Source organism: Hymenobacter sp. ISL-91, from assembly GCF_018613725.1.
In the GTDB taxonomy this organism is placed as follows: domain Bacteria; phylum Bacteroidota; class Bacteroidia; order Cytophagales; family Hymenobacteraceae; genus Hymenobacter.
In genome coordinates this window covers 1-23,244 of record NZ_JAGGPS010000030.1, presented here as the reverse complement: position 1 = coordinate 23,244, position 23,244 = coordinate 1, and the positions used below count along the sequence as shown (strand labels likewise).

Annotated in this window: 22 protein-coding genes; 16 read left to right on the top strand and 6 right to left on the bottom strand. The window is 60.7% G+C overall.

The features are described from left to right. Positions 1-172: 172 nt before the first annotated feature. Entirely contained in the window at positions 173-1,153 is a 981-nt protein-coding gene (locus J7E24_RS12655; RefSeq protein ID WP_215138523.1) for an alpha/beta hydrolase, read from the top strand. A gap of 383 nt (positions 1,154-1,536) precedes the next feature. Here J7E24_RS12655 and J7E24_RS12650 read toward each other — a convergent pair whose 3' ends face one another. Beyond that, on the bottom strand, positions 1,537-4,653 hold the full coding sequence (locus J7E24_RS12650; protein WP_215138522.1) for an AsmA-like C-terminal region-containing protein: 3,117 nt from the start codon (positions 4,651-4,653) through the stop codon (positions 1,537-1,539). Between the two features lie 295 nt (positions 4,654-4,948). Between J7E24_RS12650 and J7E24_RS12645 the strand changes: the two genes are divergently transcribed. Continuing rightward, positions 4,949-5,998 (top strand): PorP/SprF family type IX secretion system membrane protein, encoded by a 1,050-nt coding sequence (locus J7E24_RS12645; protein WP_215138521.1) that lies wholly within the window; start codon positions 4,949-4,951, stop codon positions 5,996-5,998. Between the two features lie 68 nt (positions 5,999-6,066). Then, positions 6,067-7,323 (top strand): SUMF1/EgtB/PvdO family nonheme iron enzyme, encoded by a 1,257-nt coding sequence (locus tag J7E24_RS12640; protein ID WP_215138520.1) that lies wholly within the window; start codon positions 6,067-6,069, stop codon positions 7,321-7,323. A gap of 171 nt (positions 7,324-7,494) precedes the next feature. Here J7E24_RS12640 and J7E24_RS12635 read toward each other — a convergent pair whose 3' ends face one another. Further along, positions 7,495-8,193, bottom strand: coding sequence for a ComF family protein (locus J7E24_RS12635; RefSeq protein ID WP_215138519.1), 699 nt, complete (start codon positions 8,191-8,193; stop codon positions 7,495-7,497). Between the two features lie 187 nt (positions 8,194-8,380). Here J7E24_RS12635 and J7E24_RS12630 point away from each other — a divergent pair, with 187 nt between their 5' ends. The 3 genes from J7E24_RS12630 to J7E24_RS12620 all read left to right on the top strand — a co-directional run bounded on the left by J7E24_RS12630 (position 8,381) and on the right by J7E24_RS12620 (position 10,040). After that, the gene (locus tag J7E24_RS12630) at positions 8,381-8,758 is read left to right on the top strand and encodes a carboxymuconolactone decarboxylase family protein (RefSeq protein WP_215138518.1); all 378 of its coding nucleotides are present in this window, start codon (positions 8,381-8,383) and stop codon (positions 8,756-8,758) included. Between the two features lie 2 nt (positions 8,759-8,760). Then, positions 8,761-9,123 (top strand): hypothetical protein, encoded by a 363-nt coding sequence (locus J7E24_RS12625; protein ID WP_215138517.1) that lies wholly within the window; start codon positions 8,761-8,763, stop codon positions 9,121-9,123. A gap of 146 nt (positions 9,124-9,269) precedes the next feature. Then, the gene (locus tag J7E24_RS12620; RefSeq protein WP_215138516.1) at positions 9,270-10,040 is read left to right on the top strand and encodes an exodeoxyribonuclease III; all 771 of its coding nucleotides are present in this window, start codon (positions 9,270-9,272) and stop codon (positions 10,038-10,040) included. A gap of 135 nt (positions 10,041-10,175) precedes the next feature. Here J7E24_RS12620 and J7E24_RS12615 read toward each other — a convergent pair whose 3' ends face one another. Both J7E24_RS12615 and J7E24_RS12610 read right to left on the bottom strand, forming a co-directional pair. Next, positions 10,176-11,477 (bottom strand): protoporphyrinogen/coproporphyrinogen oxidase, encoded by a 1,302-nt coding sequence (locus J7E24_RS12615; protein ID WP_215138515.1) that lies wholly within the window; start codon positions 11,475-11,477, stop codon positions 10,176-10,178. Between the two features lie 188 nt (positions 11,478-11,665). Then, positions 11,666-12,352 (bottom strand): DUF3365 domain-containing protein, encoded by a 687-nt coding sequence (locus J7E24_RS12610; RefSeq protein WP_215138514.1) that lies wholly within the window; start codon positions 12,350-12,352, stop codon positions 11,666-11,668. A 244-nt stretch (positions 12,353-12,596) separates the two neighbouring features. Here J7E24_RS12610 and prfA point away from each other — a divergent pair, with 244 nt between their 5' ends. The 3 genes from prfA to J7E24_RS12595 all read left to right on the top strand — a co-directional run bounded on the left by prfA (position 12,597) and on the right by J7E24_RS12595 (position 16,086). Continuing rightward, positions 12,597-13,667: a peptide chain release factor 1 gene (gene prfA, locus J7E24_RS12605; protein WP_215138513.1), complete on the top strand. Its 1,071-nt coding sequence runs from the start codon at positions 12,597-12,599 to the stop codon at positions 13,665-13,667. A 219-nt stretch (positions 13,668-13,886) separates the two neighbouring features. Continuing rightward, positions 13,887-15,416, top strand: coding sequence for a hypothetical protein (locus tag J7E24_RS12600; protein ID WP_215138512.1), 1,530 nt, complete (start codon positions 13,887-13,889; stop codon positions 15,414-15,416). A 247-nt stretch (positions 15,417-15,663) separates the two neighbouring features. Then, the gene (locus tag J7E24_RS12595) at positions 15,664-16,086 is read left to right on the top strand and encodes a secondary thiamine-phosphate synthase enzyme YjbQ (protein ID WP_215138511.1); all 423 of its coding nucleotides are present in this window, start codon (positions 15,664-15,666) and stop codon (positions 16,084-16,086) included. Positions 16,087-16,252: 166 nt separating this feature from the next. Here the strand turns inward: J7E24_RS12595 and J7E24_RS12590 are convergent, their stop codons facing one another. Together J7E24_RS12590 and gpmI are read right to left on the bottom strand one after the other, a co-directional pair. After that, on the bottom strand, positions 16,253-16,846 hold the full coding sequence (locus tag J7E24_RS12590) for a hypothetical protein (protein WP_215138510.1): 594 nt from the start codon (positions 16,844-16,846) through the stop codon (positions 16,253-16,255). Beyond that, complete coding sequence (gpmI, locus tag J7E24_RS12585) at positions 16,839-18,389, bottom strand: 2,3-bisphosphoglycerate-independent phosphoglycerate mutase (RefSeq protein ID WP_215138509.1); 1,551 nt, start codon at positions 18,387-18,389, stop codon at positions 16,839-16,841. Before gpmI ends, J7E24_RS12590 begins: the two co-directional genes overlap by 8 nt. A gap of 147 nt (positions 18,390-18,536) precedes the next feature. On the opposite strand from gpmI, the gene J7E24_RS12580 reads away from it, so the two are divergent. The 7 genes from J7E24_RS12580 to J7E24_RS12550 all read left to right on the top strand — a co-directional run bounded on the left by J7E24_RS12580 (position 18,537) and on the right by J7E24_RS12550 (position 23,202). Then, the gene (locus J7E24_RS12580) at positions 18,537-18,935 is read left to right on the top strand and encodes a DUF4783 domain-containing protein (RefSeq protein WP_215138508.1); all 399 of its coding nucleotides are present in this window, start codon (positions 18,537-18,539) and stop codon (positions 18,933-18,935) included. A 198-nt stretch (positions 18,936-19,133) separates the two neighbouring features. Continuing rightward, entirely contained in the window at positions 19,134-19,994 is an 861-nt protein-coding gene (gene nadC / locus J7E24_RS12575; protein ID WP_215138507.1) for a carboxylating nicotinate-nucleotide diphosphorylase, read from the top strand. Positions 19,995-20,096: 102 nt separating this feature from the next. Further along, entirely contained in the window at positions 20,097-20,690 is a 594-nt protein-coding gene (locus J7E24_RS12570) for a hypothetical protein (protein WP_215138506.1), read from the top strand. Positions 20,691-20,824: 134 nt separating this feature from the next. After that, on the top strand, positions 20,825-21,211 hold the full coding sequence (locus tag J7E24_RS12565; RefSeq protein WP_215138505.1) for a hypothetical protein: 387 nt from the start codon (positions 20,825-20,827) through the stop codon (positions 21,209-21,211). A 34-nt stretch (positions 21,212-21,245) separates the two neighbouring features. Beyond that, positions 21,246-21,512 carry a heavy metal-binding domain-containing protein gene (locus tag J7E24_RS12560; protein ID WP_251047181.1) on the top strand — a complete coding sequence of 89 codons (267 nt, stop codon included), beginning with the start codon at positions 21,246-21,248 and terminating at the stop codon, positions 21,510-21,512. A gap of 106 nt (positions 21,513-21,618) precedes the next feature. Beyond that, entirely contained in the window at positions 21,619-22,365 is a 747-nt protein-coding gene (locus J7E24_RS12555) for a class I SAM-dependent methyltransferase (RefSeq protein ID WP_215138504.1), read from the top strand. Positions 22,366-22,461: 96 nt separating this feature from the next. Continuing rightward, entirely contained in the window at positions 22,462-23,202 is a 741-nt protein-coding gene (locus J7E24_RS12550) for a ZIP family metal transporter (RefSeq protein ID WP_215138503.1), read from the top strand. Positions 23,203-23,244: the final 42 nt, after the last annotated feature.

The window sequence follows — 23,244 nt, the reverse complement described above, 5'->3', positions numbered from 1 at the left end:
TTCGGCGGGTTGGGCGAGTCGTGGAAAGGCGCCTTCGTGGGCGGGGCGCTGCTGGTCGAGGCCGTCACGCAGGGCGACAAGCTCATCCTGGGCAACTTTGAGGACGCTATCCGCCTGCCCGAGAACATCTAGCAGGAGCAGCGCAGGCTAGTCCATAGACATCTTCGAAACGATGAAACTATACCTTGTGGGTCTTCTTACTCTGCTTGCCACCGCACCTGCTCTGGCTCAGCATACTGCTGGGCTGACCGGGAAGCGAGATACCTCCTTCTCTAGCGCAGGAGCATACAGGAAGGAGAGGAAAAAGCACCCCGGCATTAAACTGGTAGAGGAGTTCTCACTGCCTTCCGTGCAGGAGAAACGCGACCTGGTGTATCGTACTGTCGGCAACCGAAAATTGCGGTTAGATGCCTTTTATCCGAAGAAAAAGGGCAAAACCAAGGCCGCGGCTATTCTGCTCATTCACGGCGGCGGGTGGCGGAGTGGCAGCCGTCAGCAGCACAATCCGCTGGCGCAGCGGTTGGCAGCGTTGGGGTACGCATGCTTTACGGCGGATTACCGGCTTTCTACGGAGGCACTTTACCCAGCTCCGGTTGATGACTTGAGGGCGGCCGTGCGCTGGATGCGGCAAAATGCGAAGCAGTTCAATCTGGATACGGCGCAAATTACCGCGCTGGGGTTTTCGTCGGGTGGGGAGTTAGCGGCTTTCTTGGGCGCTACCAACCACAATTCTGCCTATGCGGGGCAGCACGAGCGTGTCGCCACCTCGGGTAAAGTTCAGGCAGTGGTAGATATAGATGGTATCCTTTCATTTGTGCACCCGGAATCCGGCGAGGGCGACGATTCCCGCTCCACCTCAGCCGCCACGTACTGGCTGGGGTATCCCAAGAAGGAGAATTTCGCTCTTTGGGAGCAGGCGTCGCCGCTGACCCACGCAGACAAAAACACGCCGCCTTTCCTCTTTCTCAACAGTTCGGTAGCCCGGATGCACGCCGGCCGCGACGACTTCAGAAAAGTACTGGCCCGCTATGGCATTTACTCCGAGGTGCATACGTTTCCGGACACCCCTCACACCTTTCCCTTATTCGACCCCTGGTTTGAGCCGACAGTCGGCTTTATTGACTCTTTCCTGAAAAAGGTTTACCAGCGGTAGAAGCAGCGCACTTAACGCAAGCAGACTATGCCGGCCCATTAACCGGAGTAGTACAGTAAAAACAGACAGCGAGCTGACCTAAGCGGGGGTTCAGATTCTGCCCAAACTGGTAAAACATACCGTGGCCCAGAGGTGGCAGCAGCCCAGACTGAAGTAGCTATCAGGGTGATACGTGACTTTGCAGCCGCTTTCTTCGAGAAAGGGAAATGGGTGCCGTGAGTAACAATTCGGCTTTGAGCGCGCTCCAGCTTGCTTCGGCCCGTAGCCTGTTGCGGCACAACCAAAAGTCAGGCTGAGCCTGTCGAAACACTCCGGCGCGCCATTAAGCGCCTGCTACTAAGCGGTAGAGATGTTTCGACAGGCTCAGCATAACTGTACCAGACCTACTCTCCGGCCTTAGCCGTATCGGCTGGGGCCTTGGGCTCGGCAGGTTTGGGGGCCGGGGTCGCCGGGGCCGCCGGGGGCGGGGTGGCGGCTGGCTTGGGCTTGCCGAAGAGGCTGTTAAGGCCTTTTTTGGCTTGTTCGCGCAACCTGGCTTCCGCTTCGAGGCGCTTCTTTTCCAGCTCCAACTGGGCGCGGGCCTCCAACTCCTGGCGCTTTACCAACGCTTCCTTTTTGAGGCTATCCTGCGAAAGCAGCAGTTTGGCCGCCAGCCCGGCCTTCGAGTCGTCGAGCTTGCTTTGCACAATGCCGCTAACCAGCTCCTTGGCCACATCCTTGGCCTGGCCCTTCACGCTGCCGCTGCTCAGCTTCACCTGGGGGTTGGTGATGGTGCCGCCAATGGTGAGGCCCAGCGTCACGCGCTCGGTGCTTTTCAGGTTCGAAACGCCAGTGAGCCGGGTGAGCTGGCTGCTGAGGGCGTTACCTACCTGGCCCGTGGGCACATCGAGGGCCGCCACGTACTCCAGCCCGCCACCGTCGATGTTGTTCGAGCCGCCCACCGTCATCTTGATCTGGCCCACGTTCACATCAAACGGCTTCACCACGAAGTTGCCGTTGATAATTTCGGCCGCCACATCCTTGTTGGTTACCACAAAGTTCTTGAGCTCCTGCAGCTGCGTGAGGCTGCTGATTTTGGTGAGCACCGGCGAGCTGGTTACGGCCGCCCGCACAATATCAAACACACCCTTACCGGTGAGCGTGCTGAAGCGGGGCATCATGTCGGGGCCCATTTCGCCGCTCACATTGAAGTTGGTGGAGAAGATGCCTTCCAGATTGGCCGCCAGTGGCACCAGCTTCTTAACGGAGTTAAAGGCCGCAAACGCCTGCTGGAAGTTCAGCTCCTTCACGTTCAGCCCGAAATCGAACTTCGGGTGGGCCAGGTTCTGGCTGCTATACGAGCCGTTGGTGGCAAAACTACCGCCGAGCGTATTGAAGGTGAGGCCTTTGAGCGTGGCCACCTGATTGCGCACCGTTACGGTGCCCTTCACGTCGTTCAGTTTCAGGTTGTCGTAGAGCACCTGGCCTACGGTGGTGTTCATGGTCAGGTCGAACTCTTTGGGTATCTGCAGCACGCCGTCGGCCTGGGTGGCGGCGGCGGGGGCTTTGGTGGCGGCCGTAGCGCCGGCCGTGGGCTTGGCACTCACCTCGTCTACCATCCACTCGTTCAGGTTGAAGCGGCGCGAGTTCACCGTCAGGTCGCCGCGCAACGGCTGGCCGGGCACAAACAGGTAGGCCAGGTAGTTGCTGATGGTACCCGAAGCCGCCACGTCCGACGAGCCCACGAAGCCCTGCATATCGCGCAGCACGATCCGGTCGTTGTTGAACGTAGCCGTGGCCTGACTCACCTTCATACCCTGCGGAAAGTCGGGACTCTTGTAGTCGATGTTGCGGGCATTCACAGTACCCGAAGCTACCACCGACTGGTAGCGGCCGGCCTCAATATCGGCCATGTTGCCTTTGGCGGCTACGTTGCCGTTCAGGCGGCCGGCCACTGTCATGCCTTCAAGCGGGAAAATTTTGGTGAGCTTGGTCAGGTCTACGGTGCCTTTCACATCGGTGTCAAAGGCCAGCTTGTCCACGCCCTGGGTGGCCACGCGGCCCTCCAGCGGCTCGCCGTCGAGCAGCATCTTGAACTGCGGGATGTTGACTTTGGTGTCGTTGAGCTGACCGGTGGGGTTGGTGACGGTGCCGGTCAGGGTCAGGTTTTCAATCGGGGCCGGAAACTGCTTGCTCTTCACGTAGCCGTTGCTCAGGTTCATCCGGGCCTGAATAACCGGCATCTGGGTGGCCGAGTACACGCCCTTGGCCGTGGCATCCACGAACAGCTTGCCGCGCAGCAGCAGGTCCTGCACCGGATACACCTTTAGCATCTCGGCCAGATCCACGTTGGCTTTCACGCGGCCGTCCACCTTCATCGGGGCCAGCCCGTCGATGGCCATATTGCCGTCAATCGGGTTCTTGCCCAGGTCCAAGTGAAACTGCTTCACGTTCACTTTCACGTTGTTGGTGAAGCCCGACGGGTTGTCCACCACCATATCCACGTTGATGTTGCGGGCGCGCTCGGGCAGGGCCGGGTACTGAAAGCTGCCGTCCTTTATCTGCAGATTCACGCCGTAGCCGGGCATTTGCAGCGCGTTCTGCACGCCCTTAAAATAGCCGTCGAAGGCCACCTTTCCGCCGGCTTTAATGTCCTTGAACTGCTCGGTATACGCACCCGGCACCAGACTCAGGATGTTCTTGAAATCGGTTTCCAGCGCCTTAAACGTGAGGTCGTACACAATATCGGTGGCGTTGGGCAGGCCGATAGTACCCTGGAAGGTGGCCGGAAAATCGTTCAGCTTTACCTTGTTATCCTTGAAAGTGAAGAGCATCTTCTCCAGGTTCATGGCCATAGTCACGTCGGCGTCGAGCTGCTTGTTGCTCACGTACTGCACGCCGTCGTAGCTCAGCGAGGCCGACTGCGCCGTTGTCTGGCTCACCATATCGAAGACGTTCTGCTCGAAGTCGCCCGAGCCGGTGTGCTCGATGCCACGCAGCTCCATACCAAACGGGATGCTTTGGTCGTCGTAGCGCAGGCGGCCATTCGTAATCTGCCAGCCCTTAATGGCCAGGCTCACCGCCGTAGTATCCTGCCCTTTGGTAGCCGCCGCCGAGTCCGACACGAATACGTCCCAGTTGGCGCGGCCACTTTTGAGCACCTTTATATTCAGGTCGGGCTCTTCTAAGGTGATATTCTTGATTTTGATTTGGTCGCCGCTGATAACGCTCATCAGGTTCAGGCCGATGCGCGTCTGGGGCAGGTAAGCCAGCGTGTCGCGGGCAAACGAGTCCTGGCCGATAATGCGCAGCTGGTTGATGCGCAACGCCAGATCGGGGAAGGTGCTCAGCAGCGTTACGTCGATATTTTCCGGATCATATTGCACCTCAGCCCGCACCCGCTGGGCGAGCTGCTTGTCGAAGGCAGCTTTAATTTTATCTTTGAACAGCAGCGGCGCCAGGGCCAGGAAGGCTACAACAACGACCAGGAAAACCCCGAGGCCAATGAAAAACTTGCGCATAGAATGACTACTTAAAAGCGGTAAATTCCGGCAGCCGAACTGACTATCAACATCATCAACCCGGCTGCCGACCCGGGCAAAAGTAAGGAGAAACTCCACCGGACTACCGTTGTGGTAAACGGTGTACAGGCCCACTATCTTGCCTTTCGGCGCCTGACTACTTACGTAACCGGTTCGCGTTAGCCCCCTCAGCCCCGATGAAACGCTGGTAGGCCTCAGCAGCGGCCAGCGCCTTTACAGTTCTCTTAGAGCCCCAGGTACCAAACCCGCCGGTTCGCTCGTTAGCCGCCCACGTATGCCAAGCACCAGCACGTCAGCAGCAGCAGAACCCGGAAAGCGGCGGCGGTGGCTGGCCGCTGCCGGGCTGCTGTTGGCCGTACCTGCCGCGCAGGCCCAAGACCTGTACTTTGCGCAGCCCTTCGCCAACCGCATGCAGCTCAACCCGGCCTACGCCGGCCTGCTCGACGATTATGGTGTAACGCTCAGCTACCGCAACCAGTTTCCTACCCTGGCCGGCACCTTCCAAACCACGCAGCTGGCCGCCGACTACCGCCTGCTCAACCAGCGCAGTGCTTTTGGCCTGCTGATAAACCAGGACCGCACGGGCAGCGTGGGCTATACCCGCTTGCAGGCCGGGGGCGTATACGCGTATCATGTGCGCCTCAACCGCCAGCTCAATCTCAGCGGCGGGGCCACGCTCAGCTACGGCCGCCAGCGCGTCGGCTACAGCAACCTCACGTTTGGCGACCAGCTCTCCGACGACGGGCAGGTGCGCAACCTCAGCCAGGAAGCGGCCGACTATGCCCCCGTTAACTACCTCACGGCCGGCGCGGGTGGGCTGCTGTTCGGGCCGCAGTTCTGGCTGGGCGTAGCGGCCCACCACCTCAACCAACCCAACCTGGGTTTCGCGGGCCAATCGGTGCTGCCCATGCGCCTGAATGTGCAGGGCGGCTACAAATTCTATTTCGCCCAGACCAATACCGTGCGCGAGCAGCGCGAAGTCAGCCTCAGTCCTACGGCCGGCTACACCCGCCAGGGCAGCTCCGAGCGCACCGACCTTGGATTGTACTTTACTACGACCCCACTAACACTGGGAGCCGTGTACCGGGGGCTGCCGCTGCCCGGTGCTCCCCGGCCCCAGCAAGTGCTTACGGCCGTAGCCGGCATCAGCGCGGGCACATTTCGGCTTGGTTATAGCTACGATGTCAGCCTCAGCCAGTTCAGCGCCGATTTGGGCGGAGCGCACGAGCTTTCGCTCACGCTCCGCGAGTTCGATGCGCTGGAAGCGGCCTGGCGCCGACTAAAGCGACGCAATTACCCGAAAATTCCTTGCCCGGCTTTTTAAAATGTTGTATTATTGCACCCGACTTGCCTCGGCTAAATGCTTTCTTAACAGGTAGTTTCAACTTGATCATGAATATTTCCAAGTACCTGGGCCTGGCCCTCGTCGGAGCCTGCACCCTCACTGCCTGTAACAAGGGCGGGCGCTCGGCTACTAACCCCGGCAAATACAGCTCGACCACGGGCATCGAGTACAACACCGATGAGGGCATGAAGGTGTCTGATTATCAAGGCATCCCCGAGGGGCCAGGTTTGGTGTTTATCGAAGGCGGCCGTACAGTGCTGGGTTCGGCCGAAGAGGACGTGGCCATGAGCCACGACAACCTAGAGCGCACCGTTACGCTGGCCTCCTTCTACATGGATGAGGTGGAAGTAGCCAACATCCACTGGCTCGAATACCTGCACTACGTGCGCAAGGACTCGGCCGAGGAGTTTTATATGTCGGCCCTGCCCGACACCACTGTATGGGCCCGCGAGCTGTCGTTCAACGACCCGTACGTGGATTACTACCTGCGTTACCCCGGCTTCCGCTACTTCCCGGTAGTGGGCGTAAGCTGGCTGCAGGCCAACGACTTCTGCACCTGGCGCACGGCCAAGGTGAATGAGCGACTGGCCAGCGACGCATCTGAGGATGGCGGCGGCTCCCGCAAGGGTGGTCTGTTCGGCCGGAAGAAAAACAAAGGCGGCGATGCTGCTGAGGGTACTTCCGAGGATGGCGGCGGCGTGAAAATCGCCATCGAAAACGGCAACACGCTGCCCAACTACCGCCTGCCAACTGAGGCCGAGTGGGAGTACGCGGCCCAGGCCCTCATCGGCACCCAGGAAACCGGCAACGAAAACCAGGAAAACAAGCGCATTTACCCTTGGGATGGCCGTCAGGTACGGAACCCCTACGGTAAAAACCAGGGCCAGTTCCTCGCCAACTTCAAGCGTGGCCGCGGCGACTACGCCGGTATTGCCGGCTCGCTCAACGATGGCGCCATGATTACCGAGCAGGTGTTCTCGTACCCGCCCAACGACTACGGCCTCTACAACATGGCCGGCAACGTGAACGAGTGGGTGCAGGACATCTACCGTCCGCTGTCCTACGAGGATGTGGAAGACCTGAACCCCTTCCGCCGCAACGGCTACCTCGACCCCTCCGAGAAATACGACAAAAAGGGCTACCAGTCGCTCATCGATGACCACGTACGCGTGTACAAAGGTGGCTCGTGGCGCGATGTAGCCTACTGGCTCTCGCCTGGTACCCGCCGCTTTATGGCCGAAGACTCGGCCACGGCTACCATCGGCTTCCGTTGCGCCATGATCAACGCCGGCTCGAACAAGTAAGGATCACGGATTAGCACGGATTTTAGCTGATTTCACGGATTTTGTAGTCGATTAAAAAAGGCCACCTCATCGAGGTGGCCTTTTTGTTGTGTTAACTGGCAAGCTTACTTTTGACCAACCAAACCGTCTACAAAATCCGTGAAATCCGTTAAAATCCGCGCCAATCCGTGATCAGGCGACGGCGATGGTGGCTACGCTGACTTCGCGGGCCCCGGCGGCGAGCAGTACGGCGCAGCAGGCTTCGAGTGTGGCCCCGGTGGTCAGCACGTCATCCACTATCAGCACGTGCTGGCCGGCAACCAGCTCGGGGCGGGCAGCCTCGAACACGGTGGCAACATTCTGCCAGCGCTGCAGGCGGTTTTTGCGGGTCTGCGACTCGGTGGCGGCGGTGCGGCGCAGGGCTTCGGGGTGCCAGAGACAACCGAGTGAAGTAGCCAGACCTTCGGCGAAGCTGTCGGCTTGGTTGTAACCGCGGCGAGCCAGCTTGCGCGGGTGCAGCGGCACGGGCACCACCAGCCCAAAGGTATCGACGTAGCCCGCCTCGGCCAGCTCTTGGCCGAAGTGGCGGCCCAGCACCCTGCCTATCTGCTGCTGGTTGCGGTATTTGAGCTCGTGCAGCAGGTGCTGTACGCGGCCGTGTTTTTGGAACGTGAGGTAGCCCAGCACGTGCGTAACCGGCAGTTTCCCCCAGAAGCGGCGGGCCAACGGGTTGTCGGCCGGGGGCAGGCGGTGGTAGTCGGTGTAGGGCAGCTGGGCGCGGCAGTCGGTACACAGGTCGTCCTCGCCGCGGGCCAGCGGCTCCTGGCAGGCCAGGCACACCCGCGGAAACAGCAGGCTCACGAAATCGGACAGCATGACGGGCAGCGGCATGACGGTAGGGCAACGGGTGGGCCTGGGGAAACTTCTGCCTAATTTTAGCGCTTAATACTGAAACTTCCACGGTCCTGTTTTTTGGGCTGTTGGCTAAGCGCCTGCCTGACTGCAGGCTATAGTCCAGCCAATCAGCAGCGCAGCACCATCAGCCCACCTGCCCATTTATTCATCAGTCCCTCAACCCATGAGTATCGTCACCGAATTCAACGATTACCGCCAGCGCATGAACGAGAAAATCATGGCGGCCGATAACAAGGTTATCAAGCGGTTTTTCAACCTCGACACCAACACCTACCAGGAGGGCGCCCTCGATGTGAAGACCAAGGAGCTGCTGGGTCTGGCCTGCTCCATGGTACTGCGCTGCGACGACTGCATCAAGTACCACCTCGGCAAATGCTACGAGGAGAAGGTGAGCGAAGAAGAAATTTATGAGCTGTTCGCCATTGCCAACCTTATCGGCGGCAGCATCGTGATTCCGCACTTCCGGCGGGCCGTGGAATATTGGGAGGCCCTCAAGGAAGAGACGGTCACCCCGCCCCCCGTTCACCCGCACGCCGTTTAAGCATGCTCGATCCGCAGGAAACCGAAGCCCAGTTCGAGCACCGCTGGTGGGAGCTGATGACGGAGATGAAGATCCGCTTCGGCAAAAAGCCCGACATGAACGCCCTGCTGCTGCTTATTGGTGTGCAAGAGCTGGGCCAGGGCGCGGGCCCCTTCACCAAAGAGCAGAAGCAGGACCTGATGCACATTGCCACCTGCCGGCTGTTCAGCATTTCGGGCTACTACGAGCGCGAGAGCGTGGACGCCGAAGGCTGGCCCCACTATCGGCTGCTGCAGGCGCTGCCCTTCTCCAACCTCAAGGAGCAGGAGCGCATGCTGAAATGGCACGTGCTGGAATACTTCGACGAGCAGAATCAGGAGGAGTAAAGAAGTAGAGCGTTGTCATGCTGAGCGCAGCGCAGCGGAGTCGAAGCATCTCTACCGCTTCGTTGAATTAGCATTGATTACTACTGCGGTAGAGATGCTTCGGCTGCGCTCAGCATGACGTTCTATTGCTCCGGAAAACCCATCAGATGAACATCATTTCTTACAACCTTAATGGCCTGCGCTCGGCCCTAAGCAAGGGCCTGGCCGATTGGGTGGCCACGGCCCGGCCCGACGTGCTGTGCGTGCAGGAAATAAAGGCCGGCCGCGAGCCGCTCGACGTGTCGCAGTTCACTGATTTAGGCTACCACGCCTACCTGCATCCAGCCCAAAAACCCGGCTACAGCGGCGTGGCCATTTTCTCCAAGGAAAAGCCGCTGGCCGTAACCGAGGGTTGCGGACAGGAGAGCTACGACACCGAAGGTCGGGTGCTACGGCTCGATTTCGAACACGTCTCGGTGCTGAATACCTACATGCCCTCGGGCACCAGCGGCCCCGAGCGGCAGGCGTTTAAGGTAGAGTGGCTGCACTTTTTCAAACGCTATGTGGCAGAATTGCGGGCCGCCGGGGTGCCGCCCCTGGTTATTGCCGGCGACTTCAACTGCTGCCAGCGCGAACTGGATTTGCACAACCCCAAGGCCAACCAGAAAAGCCCCGGCTTCACGCCCGAGGAGCGGCAGTGGTTCCAGGATTTTCTGGCCGACGGCTTTATAGACTCCTTCCGCCACCACCACGGCGACGCCCCGCAACGCTACTCTTGGTGGAGCTACCGCGCCGGTTCGCGCGCGCGCAACGTCGGCTGGCGCCTCGACCACCTACTGGTCGATAACCGCCTCGTGCCCCACATCCGCCACGCTGATCTGCTACCCGACGTCATTCACTCCGACCACTGCCCAGCTTCGCTGGAACTTAGTTTTTAGCAGAAACGAACTATAAAAAAGGAACGTCATGCTGAGCGCAGCCGAAGCATCTCTACCGTGCAAGTAAACCCAACGATAGGGTTACCATTGCGGTAGAGATGCTTCGGCTGCGCTCAGCATGACGTTCCTTTTCAATCACTTCTCAATCAATATCATTTCTGCTACCTCGCGGCCCGCGGCCAGGGCGGCATTCAGCGAGGGGTAGGCGGCGTAGTCGCCGCAGCGGTACAAGCGGGCGCCAAGCCGGAGCGCCTGACGGGCCGGCTGGCCGGCGGGGTATTCGGGCAGGGCGTAGGGCAGCTCGTAGGTGCGCAAGTGCGGCCAACTGGCGGCTTCGGCACCAAACCAAGCCATGAGTTCCCGGCGCAGCTGGGCTGTAAGGCCAGATTCCGAAAGGCCATGCTCGCCGTGGGTGCTCACCGAAACCAGCCGCTGCCCGGCTGGGGCGTAGGCCGGGGCCACATCCGACGGGAAGGCCACATTGTGCGCCAGCCCGGTGGGCGAGGCGTTGAGACGCAGTAGCTTATCGGGACGGCTGGCTGAAGCGGGAGCGGCAAAATAGGTGCAGGTGGTGCGCCGCCAGCGCAGCGGCTGGGGGGTAGAAACCAGCGCCTCCTCGGGAGCTTCGGGCAGCAGCTTGGTTGCCGCTTCGCCATCAACGGCTACTACAATGGCAGCGGCCTCAATGGTTTCGCCGCTGGCCAGCCGGACGCTGGTGCCGTTTACGGCGGCTACCGGGCTGTTCAGGCGTACGGTGCCGGCGGGCAGGCGGGCGGCCAGCTGCTCGGGTATCTGCTGCATACCCAGGGCTGGCACCACGGCTTCGCCTATCACAAACTGCTGAAATACAAACTCGAAGAAATTAGCCGCCGTACTCAGGCTCCGGTCGAGGAACACGCCCCCGAAGAAGGGCCGGAAGAAGTTGTCGATGATTTGTTCGCTCCAGCCGTAGTGACGCAGAAACTCGAGGGTCGTTTGGGCATTGGTGGAATTGCGGCTCAGCAGCTGCCCGCTGGTGTAGCCGCGCACATGGTTCACGAGGCTCAGAATCCGCAGCTTGTCGGGCAGCGTGCCGATGCGCGAGGTGAGGGCCGAAAAGGCGGCCATGGGCCGTTGCAGCGGGTTCTGCAGGGTTGTTTCCTTGCCATCTGGCAACCGGATAACGGCTCCCGAGCGAAAGGCTTTCAGGTCGAGGGCGCCGTAGTCAATCAGTCGCTCGACCTCGGGATAGCGCGTGAGCAGCACCTGGAAACCCCGGTCGAGGCGGAAGCCTTCGGGCGTTACATCGGTCCGGACGCGGCCACCCACGGCATCGGCGGCTTCGAGCAGCAGCACGGGCCGGCCGGCGCGGTGCAGGTAGTTGGCGCAGGCCAGCCCGGTCATGCCAGCCCCGATAACGATGGTAGGTAATTGAGCAGAAGAAGCGGGAGTCGTCATAGACCCAACAAACTGCAAACGCGGCGCTAAGGTTGTTTTCAAGAAAAGTTGGGAAGAACGTCATTCAGAGCGGAGCGAAGAATCTCGCTCGCAGACATTGAATTCCCATAGTACAGTTTTTGCGAATGAGATTCTTCGCTCCGCTCTGAATGACGTTCTCCTAGCTCCTGACCTCAAGCGCCCAGCGGCTAGAACAGCGGCTTGCGCGGCTTCATGATTTTGCGGGTTTTCTGGGTCCAGAGCGCGGCCGCGCCGGTTCGGGCGAGGCTGACGCGCCATACCCCCATGGCCTGGCCCTGCCGGTAGCCGGTGGCCTGGTCCTGGGGGTACTGCTGCCGGATAAGCGCGTAATCGGCGGCCGCAATGTCTTTGCCAACTTCGCCGTGGCAGCGTAGGCAGAGCTGGTCGTTGAGTACCAGTGGGCGCTGGTAGCTGAACACCTCCTGGCTGGAGCGGGCCACCTGCCGGGCGGTGTCGGCCGGGTTCAGCTCGGCGGCACTCAGGGTGGCCTGGTTGCCGGGGTCGCGCGGGCGGTTGCTGGCGCGGGTTAACGTGGCCTGCAGGGCTTTGGCCAACGAATCGGTGCGAGGCAGGCGTGCGGGCCGGCAGAACGGCAGGGCCGCGGCCACGCCACCCGCGGCCAGCTTATCGGCCAGCACCCGGCGCAGCTCCCGCTCGGCCCGGCCCGTGAGCGAGTCGCCGGCCCAGGTGGTGGCCCGCAGCAAATCGGCGGGCATAATGCGCTTTACTTCCCAGTTAACGGATTCTTTGGCCAGCTCCTTGGTGTTGCTCAGGTGCTCCACCTGGTCGGGGCGGCAGGCAGAAAACAGCAGCAGCAGCAGCAGCAGGGCGGCAAGAGGCAGGAGTGGGCGCATAGGGAAGTGATATAGAGACGGGGCAAACGAGGTAGGGGCGGGGCTTGTCCCCGCCCGCCGCTTATAACGGTATACATCCAACGAACCGGGTTGTTCCCGTTGAACGGCGGGCGGGGGCAAGCCCCGCGCCTACCTCGTTCTTACTGACCGGTTAAAGGTACAGCTTGTCAACGCTGCAAGACGTATTTCTAGCCGGCCGCGTTTCCGTATCTTTGTAGCCCTACTACAAATTTCAGAAGGCAAGATGCTAGATAAACTGGAGGCCATCCAACGGCGCTACGAGGATGTGAGCGAGGAGCTGACCCAGCCCGAAGCCATGAGCGACATGAAGCGCTTCAAGGCCCTCAACAAGGAATACAAGGACCTGGGCAAGATTATGGTCGAGTACAAGGCCTACCAGAACGTGCTGGCCAATATCGACAGCTCCAAGCAGGTAATTGCCACCGAAAAAGACGAGGACTTCCGCCAGATGGCCAAGGACGAGCTGGAGGCGCTGTATCCTGAAGAGGAGCGGCTGGAGGCCGTTATCAAGGAACTGCTGATTCCGAAAGACCCCAACGACAGCAAGGACGTCATCATGGAAATCCGGGCCGGAGCCGGGGGCGACGAGGCCGCCATTTTTGCCGGCGACCTGCAGCGCATGTACATGCGCTACGCCGAAAAGCACAACCTCAAAATGGACCTCATTGACGCCACCGAAGGCACTTCGGGCGGCTACAAGGAAATTATTCTGGCCCTCAAGGGCGAGGATGTGTACGGCAAGCTCAAGTTTGAAAGCGGCGTGCACCGCGTGCAGCGCGTGCCGGCCACCGAAACCCAAGGCCGCATCCACACCTCCGTGGCCTCGATTGTGGTGATGCCCGAGGCCGAGGAGCTCGACGTACAGATTGACATGAACGACGTGCGCAAAGACCTGTTTATGTCGAGCGGCCCCGGCGGACAGTCGGTAAACACGACTTACTCGGCCGTGCGCCTCACCCACCTGCCCACGGGCCTCGTGGCCCAGTGCCAGGACCAGAAGTCGCAGCTCAAGAACTTCGACAAGGCCTTGGGCGTGCTTCGCTCGCGCCTCTACGAAATTGAGCTGGCCAAGAAAAACGAAGCCGAAGGTGCCCAGCGCAAAAGCATGATTGGCAGCGGCGACCGGTCGGACAAAATCCGCACCTACAACTACCCTCAGGGCCGCGTAACCGACCACCGCATCGGCTTCACGGTGCACAACCTGGCCAATGTCATGGACGGTAACATCGACGACTTCGTGGAGCAGTTGCGCTTGGCCGAAAGCGCCGCGCGCCTGCAGGAAGGCGTAGGGTAATTTTTCTGGCTGAACGGACGTTGGGAAAGGAAAGCGAAACGCCAGCAGAACATACATAGAACAGTGTCATGCTGAGCGAAGCGGAGCGTAGTCGAGGCATCTTTACTGCAGTGCTAATCCTACTACAGGGGTTACCAGTGCGGTAGAGCTGCTTCGGCTACGCTCCGCTTCGCTCAGCATGACACGTTCTATTGACATTCCATCGAAACCCAACATCCTATGCGCTATCTGCTTCCGCTGCTGCTCCTGTTTTCGGCCCTGCTCACAACGGTGCTGCTGCCGGGCTGCGAGCCGAAGGAAGATCTGATAACGACTGACAGCAGCGCGAAGCTGGAATTTTCGCTTGACACGGTGAAGTTTGATACCGTGTTTGTGGCCACTGGCACCGTAACCAAGCGCCTGTGGGTGTACAACCGCAACGCCCGGGCCGTGCGGATAGCCGAAATCAGCCTGCCCAGCCGGCCAGCCGTAACGTACAGCCTGCTGATAAACGGCGATGCCGGCCTTGTAGCCCGCAATGTCGAAATCCGGGGCAAGGATAGTCTGCTGGTGCTGGTACGGGCCACCGTTGACCCCACGCCGGCCGATGGCAAGCCGTTTCTGGTAGAAGACGACCTACGCTTTACCACCAACGGCAACGAGCAGGCCGTGAAAGTGCTCAGCTACGGCCAGAACGCCTACTTCCACGACAACGAAACCATCACCAGCAACACCGTCTGGAAGGCCGACAAGCCGCATGTGCTCTACGGCTTCACGGTGGTTGATTCGCTGGTTACACTTACCATCCAACCGGGAGCCCGCATTTACGCCCACTCCGACGCGGCTTTGGTGATTGGGGGGCAGCTACTGTGCAACGAAGCCTTTCAGCCCAACGGCCCCATAGAGCCAACTGACGCCGGTTTTGTGCGCTTCCAGGGCGACCGGCGGGAGGCATTTTACCAAGACATTCCAGGGCAGTGGAGCGGCATCTGGTTTCTGTCGAGCAGCCGCAACAACGTGGTGCGTTTTACAGAAATCAGAAACAGCGCTTTTGGGCTGCTGGTGCTGAATTTGAACATTTTGCGGCCTTTCCCAACGGTAATAGTCGAGAACTCGATTATCCAAAACATTTCCAGTACCCGGCAGGCCCTGTCGGGTCGGGGCCTGGGGGCCTCCCTCGAAGGAACTGGTCTGCTGGCCATTGGCGGCGACATCACGGCCCGCAATGTGTTGCTGGCTAACTGCGAGCAATTTGCGGTACAGGGATTGGTGGGCAGTAACCTACGCCTCGACTACTGTACCATCGCCAATTATAGCGGTGGTCGCCGCCTAACGCCCTCTGTGCGCCTGACTGATACTTTGCTTATAAATGGCCGCCTGCGCGCATCCCAACCCAGCTTCACGGTACGCAACTCCATCATCTGGGGGTCTATTTTGGACGGAGATGAATTATTGTTCAACAATGGCGAGTCGTACGCAGGCAATATCAGCATCCGCAACAGCCTGCTCAAAACCAAAAAGTACGACAACACCGGGCCGCTCGGCCAGCAGAAAAACGGCAACGTGCTCAACCCCGACGAGTTTGCTTCTTCCATCTTCAAAAGCACGCCGTCGCGCTTCCGGGGCACGGCACTCAGCTTCGAGCTCGACACCCTTTCGCCGGCCAGCAACCGCGCCCTGCCCCTGCCGGGCCTCAACACCGACCTGCTCAACCGCCCCCGCAACCCCACCACCCCCGACATAGGCGCCTACGAGCGGGTGAACCCTTAGGTAACCCACGTTTTGGAGGTCGGTGTAGGGGCGAGGCTTAGCTGCGCTGTCCTGCGGTTGTCCCCACCCGCAGTTAGCCCGTGCTTTGCGGGGTCTGCCGACAGCTGTTCAATGCCTTGTTGTGACGGCGGGCGGGGACAACCGCAGGACAGCGCAGCTAAGCCCCGCCCCTACACCGACCTCCGCAATTCGAGCTATAAATGAGGGATAAGCGCGTTATTTACTTCGCACCTCTCACTTCCGACTAATGCACTGCTTCCAGAAACGGCTGCGGCTACCGGCGCTAAGCCGGGGCTTTCATCTGATAACCGATTTACTGGTGGCTGAGCTGCCCGAGCTGGAGCAACTGCAGGTGGGCACGGCACACTTCTTCATTCAGCACACGTCTGCCAGCCTCAGCCTCAACGAAAACGCCGACCCCACCGTGCGGGCCGACTTCGAGCAGTTCTTCCGCCGGCTGGTACCCGAAAACGCGCCCTACTTCCAGCACACCCAAGAAGGCCCCGACGATATGCCGGCCCACCTCAAAGCCAGCCTGCTGGGCCACGCCGTCAGCGTCCCCATCAGCCGGGGTGAGCTGTTGCTGGGCACCTGGCAGGGCATTTACCTGGGCGAGCACCGCACCCACGGCGGCCGCCGCTGGGTAGTAGCCACGCTGATGGGTGAGTAAGTGACTGACTGAGCCCCAGCGGGGCGACAGATCGGTAGCAGTCCGGTACCGATTCCGCAGAAAGCCCCAGCGGGGCGACACCAGCCGTTAAACGATGGGTGTCGCCCCGCTGGGGCTTTATTGCTTTTGGGTGCGTTGCTGCTACCAATCTGTCGCCCCGCTGGGGCTACTCACTCACAACTCCGCGCACCGCGTAGCGCACCGAGTCGAACAGAATCAGCTTTTGCACGCCCTGCACGCGGTAGCTTCGCAGCTGACCGTCTGGGCTATCCAGCTCCAGAGTTTTGGCCGAGTACACCAGCGGGTTATCCTGCGAAACGGTGGCGCGCACCTGCTGCACCTGCCCGCCACGGCTGACGACGCTGAGCTGGCGCACCGGCTGCTCCACGCCGGGGCGGCGGCGGTAGGTGCGCCGCAGCAGCCCGTCGGGCGTAGCCACCGAATCGACGAGGTAGAGGCCGCGCAGAGCAGGCTTGTCGATGTCGGCCTGCTGGAAAATCTGCAGCTCCTTGGCCCAGTCGATGGGCGTGGGGCGCTCGGTTTCCTGGCTCCCGTCGCGCAGCAGTACCTGCTTCTCTACGGTGGGTTTGCGGCGGTTAAGCTCGGTGCTCTGCTCGTGCAGAAAGCCCAGCAGGTTGAAGTAGCTGGTGTGCTGGCGGAGCGCCTCGTTGGGCACCGGCGCATCCGTTGCCGTTCCGCAGGCCGTCGTCATCAGGAGCAGCGCCAGAACTGCCGGCAGCACAAGCCCGGGCTTACGCATTCGGACCGGTGTTTTGGGGGTGCAGCAGGCTCTGGCCGGTCATGATGGCAGGCTTCGGCACACCCATCAGCTCCAGCACGGTAGGCGCAATGTCGCCGAGCTTGCCATCGGCCAGCGGGCCACGGTAGTCGTTACTGGCCAGAATGCAGGGTACCAGGTTCGTGGTGTGGGCCGTGTTGGGCGAGCCGTCGGCATTCACCATCATGTCGGCGTTGCCGTGGTCGGCAATAATAAGGCAGGCGTAGTCGGCGGCCAGGGCGGCTTCCACTACTCCACGGGTACACTCGTCGGCGGCTTCGGCAGCCTTCACGGCGGCCGCAAAAATGCCGGTGTGGCCCACCATGTCGGTGTTGGCGAAGTTGAGCACCACAAAATCGGCCGATTTAGCCAGCAGCTCCGGTACCAGCGCGTCGCGTAGCTCGTAGGCGCTCATTTCGGGCTGCAGATCATAGGTGGCCACTTTGGGCGAGTTGCGCATAATGCGGCTCTCGCCCGGAAACTCCACCTCCTGCCCGCCCGAGAAGAAGAACGTGACGTGCGGATACTTCTCGGTTTCGGCAATCCGGATCTGGCGCTTGCCGTGCTCGGCCAGCACCTGGCCCAGCGTGTGCTCCAGGTTGTCCTTCTCGAAGATGGGAATGACGCCGGTGAAGGTGGCGTCGTAGCTGGTCATGGTTAGGTAATGCAGGTTCAGGCGCTGCATCTGGAAGGCGTGGAAATCCTGCTGAGTGAGGGCTTCGGTGATTTCGCGGCCCCGGTCGGTGCGGAAGTTGAAGCAGATAACCACGTCGCCCTCGGCAATGGTGGCCAGCGGCATACCGTCGGCGTCCACCTTCACAATGGGCTTCATAAACTCGTCGGTGGCTCCCTCCTTATACGAGTCGAGCATGCTCTGAATCAGGTTCTGCGAGGGCGTGCCGATACCGTTTACCAGCACGTCGTAGGCCACCTTCACCCGCTCCCAACGGTTGTCGCGGTCCATGGCGTAGTAGCGGCCTACCACGGAGGCAATTTTGCCGCTGGCCCCGCGCTGCAGGTGCTGCTCCAGGTCGTTCACGTAGCTCACGCCGCCCTTGGGGTCGGTGTCGCGGCCATCGGTGAAGGCATGAATGAACACGTTATGCACGTCCTCATCGTGGGCAATGGAGCACAGCGCTTTCAGGTGGTCGATGTGCGAGTGTACGCCGCCATCGGAGAGCAGGCCCATCAGGTGCACGGGCTTGCGGTGCTCGCGGGCGTAGGCAAAGGCCTGCTGCAGGGCCGGCACGGCGGCCAGCTTCCGCTCGCGCACAGCCTTGTTGATGCGCACCAGATCCTGGTACACTACCCGGCCGGCCCCGATGTTCATGTGGCCTACTTCGGAGTTACCCATCTGCCCGTCGGGCAGGCCCACAGCCTCGCCCGACGCCTGGAGCTTGCTGTGCGGAAAGCGCGCAAACAGCGAATCAACGAAGGGCGTATGAGCTTGGTCGACGGCCGAAACTTCCTTGTCCTGAGCCAGGCCCCACCCGTCCAGAATCACCAGCAGTACCTGTTTGTTCATGGGCGCAAAGATACGGCAGACCCGGCAAAAAGGCTGGCCTATTCTGTAACTTACCGGCTGGCCCGCTCGTTTGGCGGAATCCGGTTTCAACTGGTGGCAGCTTGGCACTATTTTCGCAGCCTGGCAATCAAACTCTTTCTGTTTTCCATGAAACGTCTAACTTCTTTTGCTTCGGTGCTGGTACTGGGGTTGCTGCTGGCCGTCGGTGTGATGGCCCAGGCCGATTCCTTCGGGCCGGTGCGCAGCGCCATCCGCAACAGCAATGCCCGCGAGCTGGCCCAGCTTTTTGCGCCCAGCGTGGAGTTGAGCTTTGATGGCGACAAGCAGAACTACAGCGCCACCCAGGCCGAATTTGTGATGAAGGACTTCTTCTCCAAGCAAGCCCCGGCCTCTTTCGAATTCATCCATTATGGCGGCAGCAACGAGGGCACAACCTACGCGGTAGGCCGCTACACGGGCAAAGACGGGACTTACCGCATGTTTGTGAAGATGAAAACGGCGGACAGTGGTCCTAAAATCGCTACCATCGAATTCAACAAAGAATAAGCCCGGCACCGGACCGATTCTCTCGCCCTTACCGCGCCTCCGGGCGCGGTTTTTTTATGTGGCCGATCGGGCCGAACGGAGGGCGAGTCATCCTCAGCATGACAATTTATAGTAGCCCTGCTTAGGGCTATGGGGGCGGAAATGCAGAGACTTGGGCACGGCGGCCCGGAACCGGGGCGTTTTTGCTATTTTTGTCCCGTGAAAACGCCTTCCTACCTTACTCCTGAAGCCCTGACGGCCTTCATTCAAGCGGCCCTGGCCGAAGACGTCGGCGACGGCGACCATTCGGCGCTTTCGTCTATTCCGGCCGACGCCCGCAACCGAGCCCAGCTCATCATCAAAGATGCCGGCGTACTGGCCGGAGTGGAGCTGGCCCGCCACATTTTCGCTTTCGTGGATGCCGACCTCGTGCTGGACGTACGCCTGCCGGACGGTACCCGCGTAAGCTATGGCGACGTGGCCCTCACAGTGGAGGGTCGGGCGCGCAGCATCCTCACGGCCGAGCGGCTGGTGCTCAACTGCATGCAGCGCATGAGTGGCATTGCCACCCACACGGCTCACTTGGTGAGTTTGCTGGCCGGCACCCAGGCCCGCCTGCTCGACACGCGCAAAACCACGCCCAACTTCCGGCTGCCCGAAAAATGGGCCGTGCTGATTGGCGGCGGCGTAAACCACCGCTACGGCCTCTTCGACATGATTATCCTCAAGGATAATCATGTGGATTACGCTGGGGGAGTGCGCCAGGCCATCGAAGCCTCGCGGGCTTACCTGGCCCAAACGGGCCGGCAGCTGCCCATCGAAATTGAAACCCGCTCGCTGGCCGAAGTGCAGCAGGCGCTTGATGCCGGTGGCATCGACCGCATCATGCTCGACAATATGGCACCGGCCCAGCTCCGTGAGGCCGTGGCCCTGGTAGCCGGCCGCTTCCCGCTCGAAGCCAGCGGGGGCATTACCGAGGAAACCATTGCCGAGGTAGCCGCCACCGGCGTCGACTACATCTCAGTAGGGGCCCTCACCCACTCCGTCCGCAGCCTGGACATGAGTTTGAAAGCCTTTTAATGAGTTGTCAGTTGGTAGTTGTCAGTTGGTAGTGATGGGGCGAATAATTCGCTTCACTCTATTACTGACAACTACCAACTGACAACCGACAACTACACACCAATGCAACTACCCAACCAGCGCGGGAGCTACCGGCAGCAACAGCAGGGCCCCTCGCCGATGGCCATCCGGACCAAAAAGCACCAGCTCGATACCAACACCTACACCCGCATAGCCATGGGCCGGGTGTGGCGGCGCGAGTGGTGGTATGCCCTCATTCCGTTTGCGGTGGGGCTGCTGCCGGCTATTATCTGGCATTCGTGGTGGTGGCTGGCCCTTTCGGCTGGCCTTACGCTGCTCTACGTGCTCTTCCGCTCGGCCCAGGTAACGGGCATGACGCAGGTGGAGCAGAGCAAGCCGCTGTTCGAGAAAATGGCCTACGAGTTTGACAACAAGCAGATTGTGCTGCGGCGCAACGAGAAGGAAGGCATGCGCATAACCTGGGATATGATTGGCGAGGTGAAGCGCGAGGCAGCTGGCTACCTGCTGCTGCTCAAGACGCCCGAGCTACCGGACGAAATCAAAGGATTTAAGCGCTGGATGGCCCGCACCTTTGATGCGCCTATCTTTGTGGAAGTACCCGACCGTATTTTCAACTCCGGCAACGACCAGAAGCTGTTCGAAGCCATGCTACGCCGCAAAAGCCTTTTGGTATAGCAGGCAGTAGTTGGTCCTACCCTCGCAGGATCGGACATGCCCCAGCAAGCCTCGTCGATTTCCTTGCCGGATGCCAACTATTTGCCCAACACCAGGTACTCACTACCAACTACTCATTACTCACTACTTTTCTCATGAGCAAGCAACTCGCTATTTCCGCTTTTGCCCTGGCTGCGCTGGCCCTGGGCGGCTGCAGCGCCGAACCGTCGGATTGGCGGCCCGACAAAAAAGTGTCGCTGGATATGGTAGCCCCCGGCACCCGCTCCAGCGAGAACTTCGAGCACACCGAGATGGAGCACAACGCTATGGAGCATAACGAAAAGGGCGGGGCCATTGCCGAGCCCGTTAGCTCGGAGGTGACGCTCGACGAGCCCAACATGCGCAAGCGGACCAACGCCGAAGAGTCGCGGACTGCCAACGACCCCACTGCTCCGCTCACCAACAGCCCCGAGTCGATGCAGAGCGTGAAAAAGGCCTCCGACACCACTGCAACCAAGGCCCTGGACGGCCCGCGGCAGTAGCCGGCTGTACCTCGTACGCTTTTTGATCAAGCTCATGAACTATTTCAAGCAAGTTGCCCTGGCCTTGTGCCTGTTGCCTGCGCTGGTCCTAACCAGCTGCGAGCAGAAGGCTACCACAACCGAAGCTACTGCTACTGAAGCGCCTGCCGCTACCGGTACTGAAGCGACGCCCGTGACCACTGCGGCCTACATTTGCCCCATGAACTGCGAAGGCAGCGCCAGTGACAAGCCCGGCAAGTGTCCGGTTTGTAACATGGACCTGGAGCCCAACCCGGCCGCTAAGCCCGCTGCTACGCTTTAGTCCACGGCGCTGGCTCGTGCCCTGCGTTTGCGGGGCGCAGCCAACCTGATTTCCCGAATGCGAAGAAGGGCGTAGCTACGCCCTTCTTCGTTTTTCAGCCCTGCCTATGTCTGTTGCTGCTTCCGAATGGTTTAGCACCTGGTTCGATTCGCCTTACTACCACCGCCTGTATCAGCACCGCGACTACGCCGAAGCCCGGCAGTTTTTGGGGCGGCTGCTGGAGCACCTGCACCCACACCCCGGGGCCCGGCTGCTCGATTTAGCCTGCGGCAAGGGCCGGCACTCGCGCTACCTCAGCGAGCAGGGCTTCGATGTAACGGGAGTCGATTTGTCGGCCCAGAGCATTGCGCACGCCCGGCAGTTTGCCCACGAGCACCTGCGTTTCTACGAGCACGACATGCGCGACGAGCTGCCCTACGGCCCCTTCGACCTGGTGCTGAACCTGTTTACGAGCTTTGGCTACTTTGCCGAGGAGGCCGAAAACGTGGTGGCGCTGCGCCACGCCGCCGACGCACTGCGGCCGGGCGGCAAGCTGGTTATCGACTTTCTCAACACCGACCTGGCCATCCGGCAGCTGGTAGCCCACGAAACCCAGACCATTGATGGAATTACGTTCGAGCTACACCGCCACCTGCAGCACGGCTTTATCGTAAAGGACATCCGGTTCGAGGATGAGCAGGGCCGGCCGCAACACTTCGTGGAGCGCGTGCGGGCCCTCACGCGGGAGCGGTTCGAGGAGTATTTCCAGCTGGCGGGCCTGCGACTGGCCGAAACGCTGGGCGACTACCAGCTCCGCCCCTTCGACCTGGCTACCAGCCCCCGCATGCTGTTCGTGCTGAAAAAACAAGGGTAATATACTGGCTGTCTGATTGATGTGCCGCTACACAGCGCATAGCAACATATGCAGAGTCAGCATCGCACCACACCATAAAAATCAACTCATTAGCCTATGTGGTTTGCCGTTTTTGCGCTGTTCCTGACGGTGCTGGGGGCCGGGTGGCTGACGCGCTTCGTGCCCACGGCCGGCACCGTCTGGATGAAGCCGCTGCTGGCGTTCAGTGGGGCCTACCTATTCACGCTCACCGTTACGCACCTGCTGCCCGAGGCCCTGGAGTTACGGCCCGGCCACCAAGTGGGCTACTTCGTGCTGGCGGGCTTTTTCGGGCAGATGGTGCTGGAGGTATTTTCGCAGGGCGTCGAGCACGGCCATGTCCACCATCACCCCGAGCACCCGGGACACGTTGGCCAAGTCCCGTTTATGCTGCTTTTCTCGCTGGCCATCCACTCGTTTCTGGAAGGCAGCATTCTGATTAAAGACCCCGCGGCCGGCGACGTCAGCCATAACTTCTACGCCATTCTTACGGGCATTGCGCTGCACCACATTCCGGCTGCTTTCGCCCTGATGGCGCTGTTGCGGCTGCGGCTGGGCTCGTTCCGGCGGGCGCTGCCCTACCTGCTGCTGTTCGCGCTGGCCGGCCCGGCGGGCATCGTGCTCAGCAACTACGTGGTGCTCGACCAGCTGCTGGGAACCGGCCTTTATGCCGCTCTGCTGGGCTTGGTAGCCGGCAACTTCCTGCACGTTTCCACCACCATTCTGTTCGAAACCAGCCCCGACCACCGCCTCAACATCCGCAAGCTGCTGGCCACGCTGGCCGGTTTGCTGCTGGCGCTGGCCGTGGATGTGGTGTAGAACGATGTAGGGGCGGGGCTTGCCCCCGCCCGCCGTTAAACG